This is a genomic window from Inquilinus ginsengisoli (genome assembly GCF_031453975.1).
In the GTDB taxonomy this organism is placed as follows: Bacteria; Pseudomonadota; Alphaproteobacteria; order DSM-16000; family Inquilinaceae; genus Inquilinus; species Inquilinus ginsengisoli_A.
Genome location: NZ_JAVDPW010000002.1, coordinates 103,231 through 116,378, shown reverse-complemented (window position 1 = coordinate 116,378; position 13,148 = coordinate 103,231). Strand labels below are relative to the sequence as shown.

The following is a 13,148-nucleotide window of genomic DNA, read 5'->3' as shown; positions in this document are numbered from 1 at the left end:
ATCAGAGTTCAACGGACATGATATCCGAACAGATCGGCCTCGACCTTCTCCGCAGCTATGTCGCGGTCTGCCGGCAGGGCAGCCTGAGCCGGGTCGCGGCGCAGACCGGCCGCACCCAATCGGCGCTGAGCATGCAGATGCGCCGGCTGGAGGGCCTGCTCGACCGGCAGCTGTTCCAGCGCACCGGCCGCGGCGTGGTGCCGACCGCGGAGGGGGAACTGCTGCTGGGCTACGCGACCCGCATCCTGGCGCTGGGCGACGAGGCGGTGGCCCGGCTGCAGCAGACCGAAATCAGCGGCGGCGTGCGCATCGGCCTGGCCGAGGAGGTGGCGACGGCCACGCTTCCCGCCGCGCTGGGGCGGCTGCATCGCGCCTATCCCGACATCCGCCCCGAGGTGACGGTCGAGCATAGCGTCGCGCTGGGGCGGCTTTGGGCCGAGGAGGGGCTGGATGTCATGATCGCCCCGACCTCCGTGGTGGTGGCCGACGCCCTGACCACCTGGAATGTTGAGCTGCAATGGGCCTGCGCCCTGGACTATGTCCCGGATCCGGACCGGCCGCTCGATCTCGTCGTCTTCGCCGCGCCCTGTCTGTGGCGCCGGCGCATGATCGACGCGCTGGCCGCCGACGGGCGCGAGCATCGGGTGATGTTCACCAGCCGGAGCGTCATGGCCCTGCAGGCCGCGGTCGAGAACGGGCTGGGCATCGGGCTGCTGCCGCCCGAATCCGTCCGCGCGGGGGCGATGCGGGCGTTGAAGCCGTCGGCCGGGGTGCCGGGGCCGCTGACCGTCCAGTATGGCCTCTACGCCCGGGATCGGCGGACGCCCCTCCTGGATGCCGTGATCGCCATCTTGCTGGAGGGCATGCCGGCGACGCCCGGACCGTGATCGGCCCGGCTAGAACCATGCCATGCAACGCGGTGTTGCGGTCGTAACCGGTTTGTCGGGCCCCGACGTCAATTCGTAACGCCGGATGGGAATTCTGCGGGCAGGGAGGGACATCAGGATTGGAGGTTCCCTCAGCGCCATCAGGAGAGTGCCCAGCGTGTCTCGTCAGATCAGCCATCGGCTGCTGCCCGTCCTCGCCTGCGTCCTGGCGACGGCCGCAGCCACGGGCGCCGGCGCGGCCAGCGACGCCACCGGCATGCGCGCCATCGGGGGCGCCTATCGCCAGCTTGTCCATGAGCTGGAGCAGAGCCACGGTGCCCGGCCCGACAGTGCGGCGAGCCAGAGAATCGCGGCGGCGGCCCGGGATTTCCAGGATGCGCTCAAGCGCGACGGCGGCGCGCGGCCGGAACTCGCAACCGACGCCAGGAACATCGTCGTTTCCCTCGGGGATGGGACGTTCAGCGCCGATGGCAGCATCGCCGCGCTGCGGCGCGACGCCAGGGGCAGCGTCATCACGGCCGAGCCGTGGATCCCGTCGCCGGGTGGGGATCCGATTCCGGGCGCCATCGGCATCGCCCTGAACCAGACCGGCGAAGGCGATTGCGTCGGCATTTCGGTGATCAAGGCGTTCTCGGACACGCCGGCCGGCACTGCGATCCTGCACAAGGCCGTCACCGCCAACGCCGATGGCAGCTTCAACATCAGCTTCCCCGGCGATGCCACGACCGTCTACCACCTCGGCCCGGACGATCTCGACCAGTTCGGCAAGGGCGACCCGGCGGCGGCGGCCCTGGTCGGCGCCATGTTCCGCTACTTCCACCGCGACCCCAAACAGGGGGCGCTGCCGACCAACAAGGTGATGGAACTGCTCGCCGGTACCCTCGGCGACCACGCCCGGCGGGCCGATGCCGAGATGACGCCGCAGGAGATCACCGAGTTCCTGGCCCGCAATGCTGACAACGTCGGTAGGGGCGTCGCCATGGTGTTCGGCGGCAAGCCGGGCCGCAATGGCGAGTGGACCAAGGGCGACGGTCACGCCTTCGCCGTCATCCGCATCGACCCCGCCGCGGGGATGCTGACCTACACCAACCCCTGGAACGAAGCGACGACCCGGACCATCGCGATCGCCGATCTCGCGCGGCAGGCGGCGGGCACGTCGGCGGATTTCGAGACCGTGACCTTTCGCTGAACGGCCGGCTCAGGCTGTGAACAGGCTCTGCGCCATGAAGTCGACGAAGACCCTGAGCTTCGGCGACAGGTGGCGGCTCGATGGCCACAGCATCCGGAACGTGCCGGAGTGATCGGTGTGGGCGTCGAGCACGGTGACGAGCGTGCCGGCGTCGAGCTGGCGACGAAGGGCGAAGTCCGGCAGGCAGGCGATGCCGAAGCCCTGCTCGGCCATCGCGATCAGGGGCTCGATGGTGTTCACCACCGCCGTGGTCGGCAGCTCGACATCCCGGCGCCCGCGGCGCAGCGGCCAGGGCTCGAGCTTGCCGTTGGTCGCGTAGCGATGGTGCAGGCAGGCGTGGGCGGCGAGGTCGCCTGGAGTTTGCGGCATGCCCCGCAGCGCGACATAGCCGGGCGAGGCGACGAGGATGAGCCGGAAGGTGCCCAGCACCCGGGTCATCAGCCTGGAATCGCTGACCTCGCCGGCGCGCACCACGGCATCGAAGCCCTCATCGATCACGTCGACCAGCCGGTCGGTGAAATCGAGGTCCAGCTCGATTTCCGGATAGGCGCGCATGAACGCGCTCAGCGCCGGCATCATCAGCATGCCGGCGAGCGGCAGGCTGAGGCGCAGCTTGCCGCGCGGCGCGCCCTGCGTCTGGGCGATCTCCAGCTCGGCCGCCTCGATCTCGGAGAAGATGCGCCGGCAGCGCTCCAGGAAGCGGGCGCCCTCCGGCGTCAGCGTGATGGTGCGGGTGGAGCGGTGAAACAGCCGCACGCCCAGCCGTTCCTCCAGCCGCGTGACCGCCTTGCCGATCGCCGAGGATGAGACTCTCAGCTGCCGCCCCGCGGCCGTGAAGCTGCGGGTCTCGGCGGCCTGAACGAAGGCGTTGAGCGGGCCGAGACTGTCCATCCATCGCATCCCGATTTCGGACGGATATGTCCGATGTCCTCGGAACTATAGCGTTATTCTCCGCAGTGCCGGATGAATTTATCTTGCTTGCCGGGGCGATGGCCGGATCTGCCTCGTCCACGCCCTCGCTTCCCAGCAAGAGAGAAGACGCCATGTCGCAAGCCTCAGCCGCACCGCAGATGCACGACCGCTTTCCCTATTCCGCCATCGTCGACCGTCCGCCGCTGCGCTGGCCGAACGGGGCGCGCGTGGCGGTCTGGGTCATCCCGAACATCGAGCACTTCCTGTTCGATCGCCCCTCCAGCTCCATCATCGCGGCGACCAAAGAGCTGGTGCCCGACGTGCTGAACTATTCCTGGCGCGACTACGGCGTCCGCGTCGGCGTCTGGCGGATGATGGAGGTGATGGAGAGATACGGGGTCAAGGGCACCGTGGCGCTCAACGCCGATGTCTGCCGGCACTATCCCCGCATCATCGAGGCCGGCAACGCGCTCGGCTGGGAATGGATGGGCCACGGCCCCAACAACTCCACCCTGATGAACGGGCAGGCGGAGGAGGGGCGGCTGGTGAATGCGGTGGTCGACGCCATCGAGCAGGGCACCGGCCGGCGGCCGCGCGGCTGGCTCAGCCCGGCGCTGAGTGAATCGCACGACACGCTCGACCTGCTGGCCGCGGCCGGCATCCGATACGTCGCCGATTGGGTCAATGATGAGCAGCCCTATCCGATGCGGGTGAAGACCGGCTCGATGCTGTCGCTGCCATACTCGGTCGAGATCAACGACTACACCACCTTCCTTGAACAGGGGCTGACCGGCGAGGCCTTCGGCCGGATGATCTGCGACCAGTTCGACGGCCTCTACGAGGACGGTGCCCGGTCGGGGCGGGTGATGGCGATCTGCCTGCACCCGTTCCTGGTCGGCCACCCCCATCGCAGCCGGCACTTCGCCAAGGCGCTCGCCCACATCACCTCGCATCCGGATGTCTGGATGGCGACCGGCGATGAGATCGCCGACTGGTACGGCAAGACGTATGGGAACAGCTGACCGGACGGGGACGATGGCTCAGAACATGCCGTCGGGCTGGGATCGCTTCTTCCGTCGCGGGCCTTCCCACACGACGCCGGGGAAGCCCTTCAGGGGGCGCAGCGGCTCGCCCCGGTAGGTCCATTCCGGCGCCTGTTCGATGGCGATGTGGTACAGCGGCTCCCGGCCGGTGCGGGTCTCGAACAGCGCGCGCGGCAGGTTCACCATCTGCGGCGCGCGCGGCCGTTCGTAGAACAGCGGCGTCCCGCACCGGGTGCAGAAGCTCCGCGCGGTTCCCGTCGCCTCGTCCTCGAAGCGGGTGATGCCGGCGGCGCCCTTGGTGATGCGGAAGCGGCTGCGCCAGCTGCCGACATAGGTGGCGTAGGCGGCGCCGTGGGCGTGCCGGCTGGCCTGGGAATGGTCGTGCCAGGCCCAGCGGGCCGGCACATCGATCTCGACCTGCACCGCGCCGCACAGGCATCGGCCCTTCGCCACCGCCGCCGGCGTCTTCCGGATCTTTCCGACCGCTGCCTTGCCCATCCCGGCCTCCGACTGTCGCGCGATGATCCCTGGTGTATCAGGCCATCGCTGTCACGGAGTGTCAGGTTTTCCCGGGGTCCCGAAAAGATCCCAGCACCGACTGTCGCCGCTGCAGGAAGCGGCGGACGGCGGGGTCGCGTTCGAGGCCGATCGCGATCTCGAAGGCGCGGCGGGCGTCGCCATCGGCTCCGGTCCGGGCCAGCAGCTCCGCCTGCGCCACCCAGTAGGGCGGGTATTCGGCCAGCCGCGGGTCCGACGCGACCGCCTGCATCGCGTCGAGGCCGGCCTCCGCGCCTTGGAGTTCCGCAATCGCCAGGGCGCGATTCACCGCCACCACGGGCGAGCCGACCAGTGCCAGCAGCGCGTCGTACAGCTGCACCACCTCGGCCCAGTTGGCGCGGCCGCTGCGGCAGCGATGGACATGCGCCGACTGCAGCGCCGCCTCCAGCTGGTAGCGGCCGATCGAGCCCATGGCGCCGGCGCGCCGCAGCAGCCCCTCGGCTGCCGCGATCATGCGGCCGTCCCAGGACGCCGGGTCCTGCTTGTCCAACGGCACGAACTCGCCCTCGGCGTCGCGGCGGGCGCCACGCCGGGCATGCGCGTGCAGCATCAGCGCCAGCAGGCCCAGCGCCTCCGGCTCCCCGGGCAGCAGCTCGGTCGCCAGCCGGGCCAGGAACAGGGCCTCCTCGGTCAGGTCGCGGCGGACGGCGTCGGTCCCGCCGGGGGCGGTCCAGCCTTCGGTGAAGGCGGCGTAGACGGCGTCCAGCACGGCGCCGAGCCGGTCGGGGAGATCCTCGCGTCCCGGCACGACGAAGGGGATGCCGGCCTGGCGGATCTTGTCCTTGGCCCGGACCAGCCGCTTGCCCATCGCGGCGGGGGAGGAGAGGAAGGCCGAGGCGATGGTCTCCGCGCTCAGCCCCAGCACTGCCTGCAGCATCAGGGGCGCCCGGATGCCGGGCTCGATCGCCGGATGGGCGCAGGCGAACAGCAGCGCCAGGCGGTGGTCCGGGATCTCGGCCTCGGCCGCCGCCGCGGCGCCCAGCTCCTCCGCCAGCAGCTGCAGCGGGGCGGCCGCGGCCTGGCCGCTGTGGCGGCGCCGGGCGGCGTCGACCAGCTTGCGGCGGGCGGCGGTCAGCAGCCAGGCCTCCGGGTTCGCCGGGCAGCCTTTCACCGGCCAGTCGGCCAGCGCCGCGGCGAACGCCTCGGACAGCGCGTCCTCGGCGGCGGCGACGTCCCGGGTGCGGGACGCGAGGAAGGCGACGAGCTTGCCGTAGCTGCGGCGCGCCACCGCGTCCGCCATGCCCTGCGCCTGCGCGCCGCCTTCCCTCAGGTTCATGCGTCGCGGCTCAGGCCGACATCGCCCAGAGCGGGCGGACCTCGACCACGCCATGCCCCACCGTCGGGCAGCGGGAGGCCCAGGAGAGCGCGGCATCGAGGTCGGGCACGTCGATCAGGTAGTAGCCGCCCAGCTGCTCCCGCGAATCCGCATAGGGGCCGTCCAGCACCTGCGGCTTGCCTTCGGTCAGGCGCACGGTGGTCGCGGCCGAACTGCCCTGGAGGCGGTCCGCGCCCTTGAGCACGCCGGCCTTCGTCAACGCCTCCGAATACGCCCTGTAGGCCGCGACTCCCTGTTCCTGCTGGGCGGGCGTCAGATGGGCCCAGCCACCTTCGTTCGCGTAGAGCAACAGCATGTACTGCATGGGAAGTCTCCCCGATGGTTGTGGCGGGCAGCATGCTCCGCCGACCCTATGACGCGCGAGCCCCGACGATTTGGACATCGGGGGTTCAAGGGATGTGAATCCGGCCGTGACTTGCCGGGCCCCCGCCGACGGGCCATGTCTTTTGGGGGTTGGTTTCCCACCGCGGCGCCTGCCGCGGCCACGGGGAGAGGGCCAATCGGATGGCGGCGAAACGCCGGTCAGGAGCGAAACACAGCGACCCAAGGCAGCTTTGGCTCGACCTCGGCGACTCTCTGCTGCCTCCACCCCCGCCGTCTCCATCGCCATCGGAGACTCCGAAATCCAAGGACAAAGTTTTCTTTGCCATATCGCCCGGCGCCGCTGCGGCGACGCCTGTGTCGGAGCTGATCGACGATCTGCGGCATCGGTATGGGTTGGCAGGCAGCCCGCGCCCGGCGGAGGTGCTTCACATCTCGCTTCTGGGCCTCGGGGGATATCAGAGTTTGCCTTCGCATATCCTCGATGCCGCCCTGCGCGGGGCGTCGCTCGTCGATGTGCCGCAGTTCAATGTCCTGTTTACTCGCGCGATCGATTTCGACGTCGGGAGTGGCCAGCATGCGCTCGTCCTGCGTTGCGATTGTGGCACTGCCGAGCTGGAGGCTCTGCAAGAGGCCATCGTTGCGGCGATGAATGCTGTCGGCCTGCCGATCCCGTTGCCTTCTTGGTTCACACCGCACATGACCCTGCTCTACGGTTCGGAGCGATTTCCCGAGATCGTGCTCGACAAGCCGATCACCCTGAGGGTTTGCGACTTCACCCTGGTGCACAGCCTCTACGGGCGAAGCATTCATCAATTTCTCGGGCGGTGGCCGCTGCGTGGATGACGTTCGTCCTGGCCGCCCTTATGGTCTGCCCGACACGCATCAGTTGAGCGGACCCGACATGGCGAAAGCGGCCCCTGTCACGATCTACGGCATCAAGAACTGCGACACGATGAAGAAGGCGCGGGCCTGGCTCGACGGCCACGGCGTCGCCTACGCTTTCCACGACTATAAGGCGGTGGGGATCGAGCGCGCCACGCTCGAGGGCTGGGTGCGCCAGGCCAGCTGGGAGGTGCTGCTGAACCGCTCCGGCACCACCTTCCGCAAGCTGCCGGAGCCGGCCCGGGAGGGCCTGACCGAGGCCAAGGCGATCGCGTTGATGCTCGACCAGCCCTCGATGATCAAGCGGCCGGTGCTCGACCTCGGCGGCCGGCTGCTGGTGGGGTTCAAGCCGGAGCAGTACGAGGCCACATTCGGCGCCGGGCGCTGACGCAGGAAGCGCGCCGCCTCACGCCGCCTTCCACTTGATCGAGCACCCCATCGACGGCGGCTGCTCATCCGGCGCCTCGCCGGTCTCGGCGATCCGGCGCATCGCCTCGACCAGTTCGCGCCGCGCGCCGGGCGGCGGCGGGGTGGTGCGGCCCTCGTCCAGCCGGCCGCGGTACTTCAGCCCGCGCCACCGGTCGTAGCCGAAGAAGTCGGGGGTGCAGATCGCCTCATAGGCCCGCGCCGCCGACTGGTCCTCGTCATGCAGGTAGGGGAAGGGGAAGCCGTGCGCGGCGGCGAAGGCCTTCATCCGGTCGAAGCCGTCCTCCGGATGGCTGGTCGCGTCGTTCGAGCAGATGGCGGCGACGCCGATGCCCTCGGCCAGCAGCACGCGGGCGTCGGCGACCAGCCGGTCGATCACCGCCTTCACATAGGGGCAGTGGTTGCACAGGAAGACGATCACCGTGCCGCGCGGGCCGGCGACGTCGTCCAGCGTGTAGGTGCGGCCGTCGGTGGCCGGCAGCCGGAAATCCGGGGCCGGCGTGTCGGGCCTGACGGGCGGGGGCGTGGCCATGGCGCGTCCTCCTGGGCTCGGCGAGCTCCCAGTCTAGACCGCGGCCGGGGCCGGTGTCAGCGCCAGGCGCAGATGCCGGGCGTCGTCCCTTGGGCCAAGAGAGGGGCGGCTTCGGCCTCCGGCACCCGCCGCAGGGCGATGGATTGTCCAGGCAGCGGCGCCGGATCAGTCCGGCAGGCCGGCGCGGCGCAGGCCGTCGAGATAGCGGCTGAGGAGATCCTGTCCGAAGTAGTGCAGGGCTTCGGCCACGGTCGATACGGTGAGTTCCGGGCGCGACGCCGTCAGCTTCGCCAGCGCCTCGCGCGCGGCGTCAATCTGCCCGGCATGGGTGAGGAAGACGGCGAGGTCACGGAACATCCAGGTCGCCGCCGGCTTCTGATGCAGGGCGCGCCGGGTCCAGCCTGCGGCCTCCTCCGGTCGCCCCTGCGCAAAGGCGGCGAGGCCCAGGCCGATGAAGCAGTTGAAGCTGAACGGGTCGAGAGGGCTGAGGCGGATGGCGCGCTCGAAGCAGGGCCGGCCCGCCGCCGGGTCGCCGCGATAGACATGCAGGAAGCCCTGCCGGGTCCAGGCCCAGGCATGGTTGGGGTCGAGTGCCAAGGCCTCCTCGACGAACAGCCGGGCGCGTTCGACATCGCCGAACAGCAGCATGACCGCCGTGGACAGGGCGCTCAGCGCGGTCGGGTCATCATGGGCATTCTCTGCCGCCAGTTCGATCAGGCGGCCGCCCTCCGCCCGCTCGGCCGCGAAATCCGTAGTCCAGTTGTAGGTGACCTGCTGCGCATGCGCCCAGGCGGCAAGGGCGGCCGCGCGGGCATAGTCCGGGTCCAGCGCCAGCGCCGCGTCCAGGTGCCGGATCGCCTCGATGTTCTCGGCCTTGCGATGGGCCCAGAGATGCGGCAGGGCGCGCATCACGAAATCATACGCGGCGAGGCTGTCTGGCCGCTTGCGCTGCGCCAGCGTGATCTCCGCCGCGCGGATGGAGGGATGCAGCGCGCCGGCGACGCCTTCCGCGATCCGATCCTGCAGGTCGAACACGTCCTCGAGGACCCCGTCGAAGCGACCGGACCACAGATGCAGCCCGCTGGCCGCGTCGATCAGCTGCGCCATGATCCGCACCCGCTTGCCGGATTTCCGCAGGCTGCCCTTGAGCAGGTATCGCACCCCCAGCGCACGTGCGACCTCATGCGGATCCGCCGGCCCCGCCTCGGCGGCATAGGCATAGGCCGAATTGCGGGCGATGACCGTGAAGTCGCGGATGCAGGAGAGCGTCGCGGTGATCTCTTCGACGGTGCCGTCGGCGAGCGCGGCCGCGGAGGGGTCGCCCGAGAGGTTGTCGAAGGGCAGGACCACGATCGAGGGCAGGTCCTCTTCCTCATCCTCGGTGGCCGTGCCTTGCTCCGCCGATGCGTCGGAATCCTCGACCTTCACGCCACCGGGTGCCCAGACCCAGACCTCCATCGGCTCTTCGAAGCTCTTGAGCGTCTTGAGCATGCGGACGAACGGCGCTGCCAGGTCCCGGCCGAGCTGCCAGCGGACGGAATGGGTCATCGCGATCCCGCCAGGCGGCGACACCTCCTGCAGGCGGACGACAAAGGCGATGGCGGCGCCGAACCGCTCCTTTCCCGAGACGAAGACGTCGGCGAGCGCGATCCCCGCGCGGACCAGGATCGGCCGCCGAGGCTGCAGGGCGTTGCGTGCCGCCATCGCCTCCTGGAACTCGACCGTCCAGCAGACCGCGTCCTCGATGCTGGAGAACTCGATCAGCACGCCGTCGCCCATGGTCTTGAAGATGTGGCCGTGGCGGGCTTCGAGCGTCGCGTTCAGCAGGTCGCGGCGGATGGCTGCGAGCTCCGCCAGGGTGGCGCGCTCGTCCGTCTGCACAAGGCGTGTGAAGCCGACAACGTCCAGCGAGACGATGACGGTCAGCCGGCGTGGTGCGCGCATCGGCATTGGCCTCCGGCAACTGCTTCAGCTTGGCCTGTGCTCGCCGCTTGTGCAACGCCGGCAAAGCGGTCCCAGCCGCGGCGCGGCTCACCCAAAAGGCTGAACCTGGACGAGCCCGGCCGGATCGGTCCGCGGGCCGTCGCCCGTCACATGTGCCAGCCGTGCTTCGGGTCCGCCGTGGCCGGGTCGTAGTGGCGGTCGACCAGGTCGATCAGCGCCTCGACCGTCAGCACGGCCTTGTAGTCGTCGCGCGGCAGGTCGACGCCAAGGACGGTCTCGATATCCCAGGCCAGCCGGGTGGCGGCATCGGTATCGATCCCAAGATCCTCGATCAGCCGATCCCCCGGCCTGATCGGCCGGCCGCGTGGCAGCGCCTCTCGCAGCGCCCGCATCACCTCCGCCTCGACCCGGTCGCGGCCGCTCACGCCGCCGGCTCCAGCGAACCGAGCAGGGTCGGCAGCAGCTCCGAGACCGTGGGGTGGATCGGCATCGACCGCTGCAGCACGTCGTAGGGCGCCTTGGCGTACATCAGGTCCAGGAGCCCGTGCACCACCTCGTCGCCGCCGGTGCCCAGGATGGCGGCGCCCAGGATCTGCCGGTTGCCGGCATCGACCACCACCTTCATGAAGCCCTCGGTCTCACCCTTCTCGACGGCGCGGCCGACGCGGGTCATCGGCCGCTTGGCCACCAGGATGTGCCGGCCGGCCCGCCGCGCCTCCGCCTCGGTCATGCCGGCGCGGCCCAGCGGCGGGTCGGTGTACAGGGCGTAGGCCGGGATGCGGTCGCTCAGCCGGCGGGTGTCGCCGTCCAGCAGGTTGGCGGCGACGATCTCGAAGTCGTTGTAGGCGGTGTGGGTGAAGGCGCCGCGGCCGTTGCAGTCGCCCAGCGCCCAGATGCCGGGCACGCTGGTCTGCAGCTGGTCGTCGACCGTGATGTAGCCGCGCTCGTCGGTCGCCACCCCGGCCGCCTCCAGCCCAAGGTCGTCGGTGTTGGGCCGCCGACCGACCGCCAGCAGCAGATGCGACCCGGTGACGACAGGCGCGCCCGCGGTGCAGTCGACCGTCGCCGCCACACCGTCGCCATGCCGCAGCAAGCTTATGCAGGTGGCGTTGGTGCGGATCGCGATGCCTTCCTTCTCCAGGAAGCCGGCCACGGCGGCCGAAACATCCTCGTCCTCGCGTCCGATCAGCCGCGGCCCCTGCTCGATCACCGTCACCGCCGAACCGAAGCGGCGGAACATCTGGCCGAACTCCAGCCCGATATAGGAGCCGCCGACGATCACCAGATGCTCCGGCACGGTGTCGAGGTCCATCATCGTGCTGTTGGTCAGATACGGCACGGTGTCGAGGCCGGGCAGCGGCGGCACGAAGGCGCGGCCGCCGACATTCAGGAAGATCCGGTCGGCGGTCAGGGTCTCGTCGCCGACCCGCACGCTGTTCGGGCCGGTCAGCCGGGCGTGGCCCTGGATCACGGTGCCGTTCTGCAGGCCGCGCATCCAGCCTTCGACGCCGGTGCGCGACTGGCCGGAGACCTCGTCCTTGCGCGCCTTGACCCTGACCATGTCGATGCCGGGCGGGCCGGACAGCACCACGCCGTATTCGGCGGCGCGCTGGGCCATGCGGGCGGCATAGGCGCTGGCGACCATGGTCTTGGTCGGGATGCAGCCGGTGTTGACGCAGGTGCCGCCGAAGCGCCCGCGCTCGATGACCGCGACGCGCTGGCCGGCGCGGCTCAGCCGGTCGGCCAGGGCGGGGCCAGCCTGGCCCGTGCCGATGATGATCGCGTCATGGGTGGTCATCGCCGCCTCCTGGCATCCGTCTCGGTCCGGGCCAGCATAGCGCATCGCGTCGTCGGGCTGGACCCGGGATCGGCGCCCGGGATCCCCTGAATCAGTTCAACCTTTACGGTTTGCCCCGGCCGTCCGATCATGACGCGCGGTTTGAACAGTGAGTCGGAGACACGCTATGGCCAAAGGTCAGATGCGATCGAACAAGGAAGCCAAGAAGCCGAAGAAGAACGCCCCCGAAAAGGCGAAGCCCGGCAGCACCACGGTGGCCGTCGCGCCGTCGAAGAAGGCCTGAGGACGATCCGGTCGGGTCCGCGCAACGCGCGGGCCCGACCGATCGAACGGTCCGGCCGTCAGCTCCCCAGGAACCGCTCCAGCAGCCGCCGGGCGGCCAAAGTCGGCAGCAGACGGCCGGCGGCGACCTCGGCCTCCAGCGCCGGCAGCGCCGCGGCGATGGCGGGATGGCCGCGCAGGGCGTCGAGCAGCCCGTCGCCCAGCTCGCGCCACAGCCAGCCTCGGGCCTGGTCGGCGCGGCGCACGGCCAGGGCCTCGGCCATCTCGGCGCGGAAGCGGCCGATCATGTCCCACACCGCGTCGATGCCGCGGTTCTCCAGCGCCGAGCATTGCAGCACGGGCGGCGCCCAACCGCCGCTGCCGCGCAGCAGCGCCAAAGCGTGGCGGTATTCGGCGGCGGCGTGGTTGGCGGCGCCCTTCTGGTCGCCATCGGCCTTGTTCACCACCAGGATGTCGGCGACCTCGACGATGCCGCGCTTGATGCCCTGCAGCTCGTCGCCGGCGCCGGGCATCAGCAGCAGCAGGAACACGTCGACCATCTGCGCCACCGCGGTCTCCGACTGGCCGACGCCGACGGTCTCGACCACCACCACGTCATAGCCGGCGGCCTCGCACAGCAGCAGGGATTCGCGCGTCCGCCGCGCCACCCCGCCCAGCGTCGCGCCGGCCGGGGAGGGGCGGATGAAGGCGGCCGGGTCGCGGGTCAGCAGCTCCATCCGCGTCTTGTCGCCCAGGATCGAGCCGCCGGAGCGTTGCGACGAGGGATCGACCGCCAGCACCGCGACGCGATGGCCCTGGCCGGTCAGGTGCAGGCCGAAGGCTTCGATGAAGGTCGATTTGCCGACGCCGGGCGGGCCGGAGATGCCGATGCGGATGGCGCCGCCGGCGGCAGGCGCCAGCGCCTCCAGCAAGGCCTCGGCGCGGTCGCGGTGGTCGCTGCGGCGGGACTCGACCAGGGTGATGGCGCGGGCCAGGGCACGGCGGTCGCCGCCGCGGATCTGCGCCGCCATGCCCTCGATCGTCTCCGCCGTCACC

The 13,148-nt window shown here is 70.4% G+C and carries 14 protein-coding genes; 5 read left to right on the top strand and 9 right to left on the bottom strand.

Annotation, left to right across the window (positions count from 1 at the left end; genetic code table 11):
• Positions 1-17: 17 nt before the first annotated feature.
• Positions 18-887 carry a LysR substrate-binding domain-containing protein gene (locus E9232_RS04355; protein WP_309792365.1) on the top strand — a complete coding sequence of 290 codons (870 nt, stop codon included), beginning with the start codon at positions 18-20 and terminating at the stop codon, positions 885-887.
• 157 nt (positions 888-1,044) lie between these two features.
• Positions 1,045-2,076, top strand: coding sequence for a hypothetical protein (locus tag E9232_RS04350; RefSeq protein ID WP_309792364.1), 1,032 nt, complete (start codon positions 1,045-1,047; stop codon positions 2,074-2,076).
• A 9-nt stretch (positions 2,077-2,085) separates the two neighbouring features.
• Here E9232_RS04350 and E9232_RS04345 read toward each other — a convergent pair whose 3' ends face one another.
• The gene (locus E9232_RS04345) at positions 2,086-2,967 is read right to left on the bottom strand and encodes a LysR family transcriptional regulator (RefSeq protein ID WP_309792363.1); all 882 of its coding nucleotides are present in this window, start codon (positions 2,965-2,967) and stop codon (positions 2,086-2,088) included.
• A 152-nt stretch (positions 2,968-3,119) separates the two neighbouring features.
• Here E9232_RS04345 and E9232_RS04340 point away from each other — a divergent pair, with 152 nt between their 5' ends.
• A complete protein-coding gene (locus E9232_RS04340; protein ID WP_309792362.1) occupies positions 3,120-4,010 on the top strand; it encodes a polysaccharide deacetylase family protein in 891 nt (296 codons plus the stop codon).
• An 18-nt stretch (positions 4,011-4,028) separates the two neighbouring features.
• Here the strand turns inward: E9232_RS04340 and E9232_RS04335 are convergent, their stop codons facing one another.
• From E9232_RS04335 to E9232_RS04325, 3 genes are all read right to left on the bottom strand, one after another.
• The gene (locus tag E9232_RS04335) at positions 4,029-4,529 is read right to left on the bottom strand and encodes a GFA family protein (protein WP_309792360.1); all 501 of its coding nucleotides are present in this window, start codon (positions 4,527-4,529) and stop codon (positions 4,029-4,031) included.
• Positions 4,530-4,590: 61 nt separating this feature from the next.
• Positions 4,591-5,865, bottom strand: coding sequence for an RNA polymerase sigma factor (locus E9232_RS04330; protein WP_309792357.1), 1,275 nt, complete (start codon positions 5,863-5,865; stop codon positions 4,591-4,593).
• 10 nt (positions 5,866-5,875) lie between these two features.
• Positions 5,876-6,229, bottom strand: a complete 354-nt coding sequence (locus E9232_RS04325) for a YciI family protein (RefSeq protein WP_309792356.1) — start codon at positions 6,227-6,229, stop codon at positions 5,876-5,878.
• Positions 6,230-6,429: 200 nt separating this feature from the next.
• On the opposite strand from E9232_RS04325, the gene E9232_RS04320 reads away from it, so the two are divergent.
• Together E9232_RS04320 and E9232_RS04315 are read left to right on the top strand one after the other, a co-directional pair.
• On the top strand, positions 6,430-7,092 hold the full coding sequence (locus E9232_RS04320) for a 2'-5' RNA ligase family protein (protein ID WP_309792355.1): 663 nt from the start codon (positions 6,430-6,432) through the stop codon (positions 7,090-7,092).
• Positions 7,093-7,150: 58 nt separating this feature from the next.
• Positions 7,151-7,519: an ArsC family reductase gene (locus tag E9232_RS04315; RefSeq protein ID WP_309792354.1), complete on the top strand. Its 369-nt coding sequence runs from the start codon at positions 7,151-7,153 to the stop codon at positions 7,517-7,519.
• 18 nt (positions 7,520-7,537) lie between these two features.
• Here the strand turns inward: E9232_RS04315 and E9232_RS04310 are convergent, their stop codons facing one another.
• From E9232_RS04310 to meaB, 5 genes are all read right to left on the bottom strand, one after another.
• Positions 7,538-8,089 carry a thioredoxin family protein gene (locus E9232_RS04310; protein ID WP_309792353.1) on the bottom strand — a complete coding sequence of 184 codons (552 nt, stop codon included), beginning with the start codon at positions 8,087-8,089 and terminating at the stop codon, positions 7,538-7,540.
• 165 nt (positions 8,090-8,254) lie between these two features.
• Positions 8,255-10,033: a tetratricopeptide repeat protein gene (locus E9232_RS04305; protein WP_309792352.1), complete on the bottom strand. Its 1,779-nt coding sequence runs from the start codon at positions 10,031-10,033 to the stop codon at positions 8,255-8,257.
• Positions 10,034-10,179: 146 nt separating this feature from the next.
• Positions 10,180-10,458, bottom strand: a complete 279-nt coding sequence (locus tag E9232_RS04300; RefSeq protein WP_309792350.1) for an acyl carrier protein — start codon at positions 10,456-10,458, stop codon at positions 10,180-10,182.
• Entirely contained in the window at positions 10,455-11,831 is a 1,377-nt protein-coding gene (locus tag E9232_RS04295; protein WP_309792349.1) for an FAD-containing oxidoreductase, read from the bottom strand. Before E9232_RS04295 ends, E9232_RS04300 begins: the two co-directional genes overlap by 4 nt.
• 341 nt (positions 11,832-12,172) lie before the next feature.
• Complete coding sequence (gene meaB, locus E9232_RS04290; protein WP_309792348.1) at positions 12,173-13,147, bottom strand: methylmalonyl Co-A mutase-associated GTPase MeaB; 975 nt, start codon at positions 13,145-13,147, stop codon at positions 12,173-12,175.
• Between the last annotated feature and the right edge of the window lies 1 nt (position 13,148).

What these genes read in the sequence shown, in the direction of transcription:
- E9232_RS04355 (WP_309792365.1), top strand. Translation starts at nt 18, where the DNA reads ATGATATCCGAACAGATCGGCCTCGACCTTCTCCGCAGCTATGTCGCG.
- E9232_RS04345 (WP_309792363.1), bottom strand. Translation starts at nt 2,967, where the DNA reads ATGGACAGTCTCGGCCCGCTCAACGCCTTCGTTCAGGCCGCCGAGACC.
- E9232_RS04340 (WP_309792362.1), top strand. Translation starts at nt 3,120, where the DNA reads ATGTCGCAAGCCTCAGCCGCACCGCAGATGCACGACCGCTTTCCCTAT.
- E9232_RS04335 (WP_309792360.1), bottom strand. Translation starts at nt 4,529, where the DNA reads ATGGGCAAGGCAGCGGTCGGAAAGATCCGGAAGACGCCGGCGGCGGTG.
- E9232_RS04330 (WP_309792357.1), bottom strand. Translation starts at nt 5,865, where the DNA reads ATGAACCTGAGGGAAGGCGGCGCGCAGGCGCAGGGCATGGCGGACGCG.
- E9232_RS04325 (WP_309792356.1), bottom strand. Translation starts at nt 6,229, where the DNA reads ATGCAGTACATGCTGTTGCTCTACGCGAACGAAGGTGGCTGGGCCCAT.
- E9232_RS04320 (WP_309792355.1), top strand. Translation starts at nt 6,430, where the DNA reads ATGGCGGCGAAACGCCGGTCAGGAGCGAAACACAGCGACCCAAGGCAG.
- E9232_RS04315 (WP_309792354.1), top strand. Translation starts at nt 7,151, where the DNA reads ATGGCGAAAGCGGCCCCTGTCACGATCTACGGCATCAAGAACTGCGAC.
- E9232_RS04310 (WP_309792353.1), bottom strand. Translation starts at nt 8,089, where the DNA reads ATGGCCACGCCCCCGCCCGTCAGGCCCGACACGCCGGCCCCGGATTTC.
- E9232_RS04305 (WP_309792352.1), bottom strand. Translation starts at nt 10,033, where the DNA reads ATGCGCGCACCACGCCGGCTGACCGTCATCGTCTCGCTGGACGTTGTC.
- E9232_RS04295 (WP_309792349.1), bottom strand. Translation starts at nt 11,831, where the DNA reads ATGACCACCCATGACGCGATCATCATCGGCACGGGCCAGGCTGGCCCC.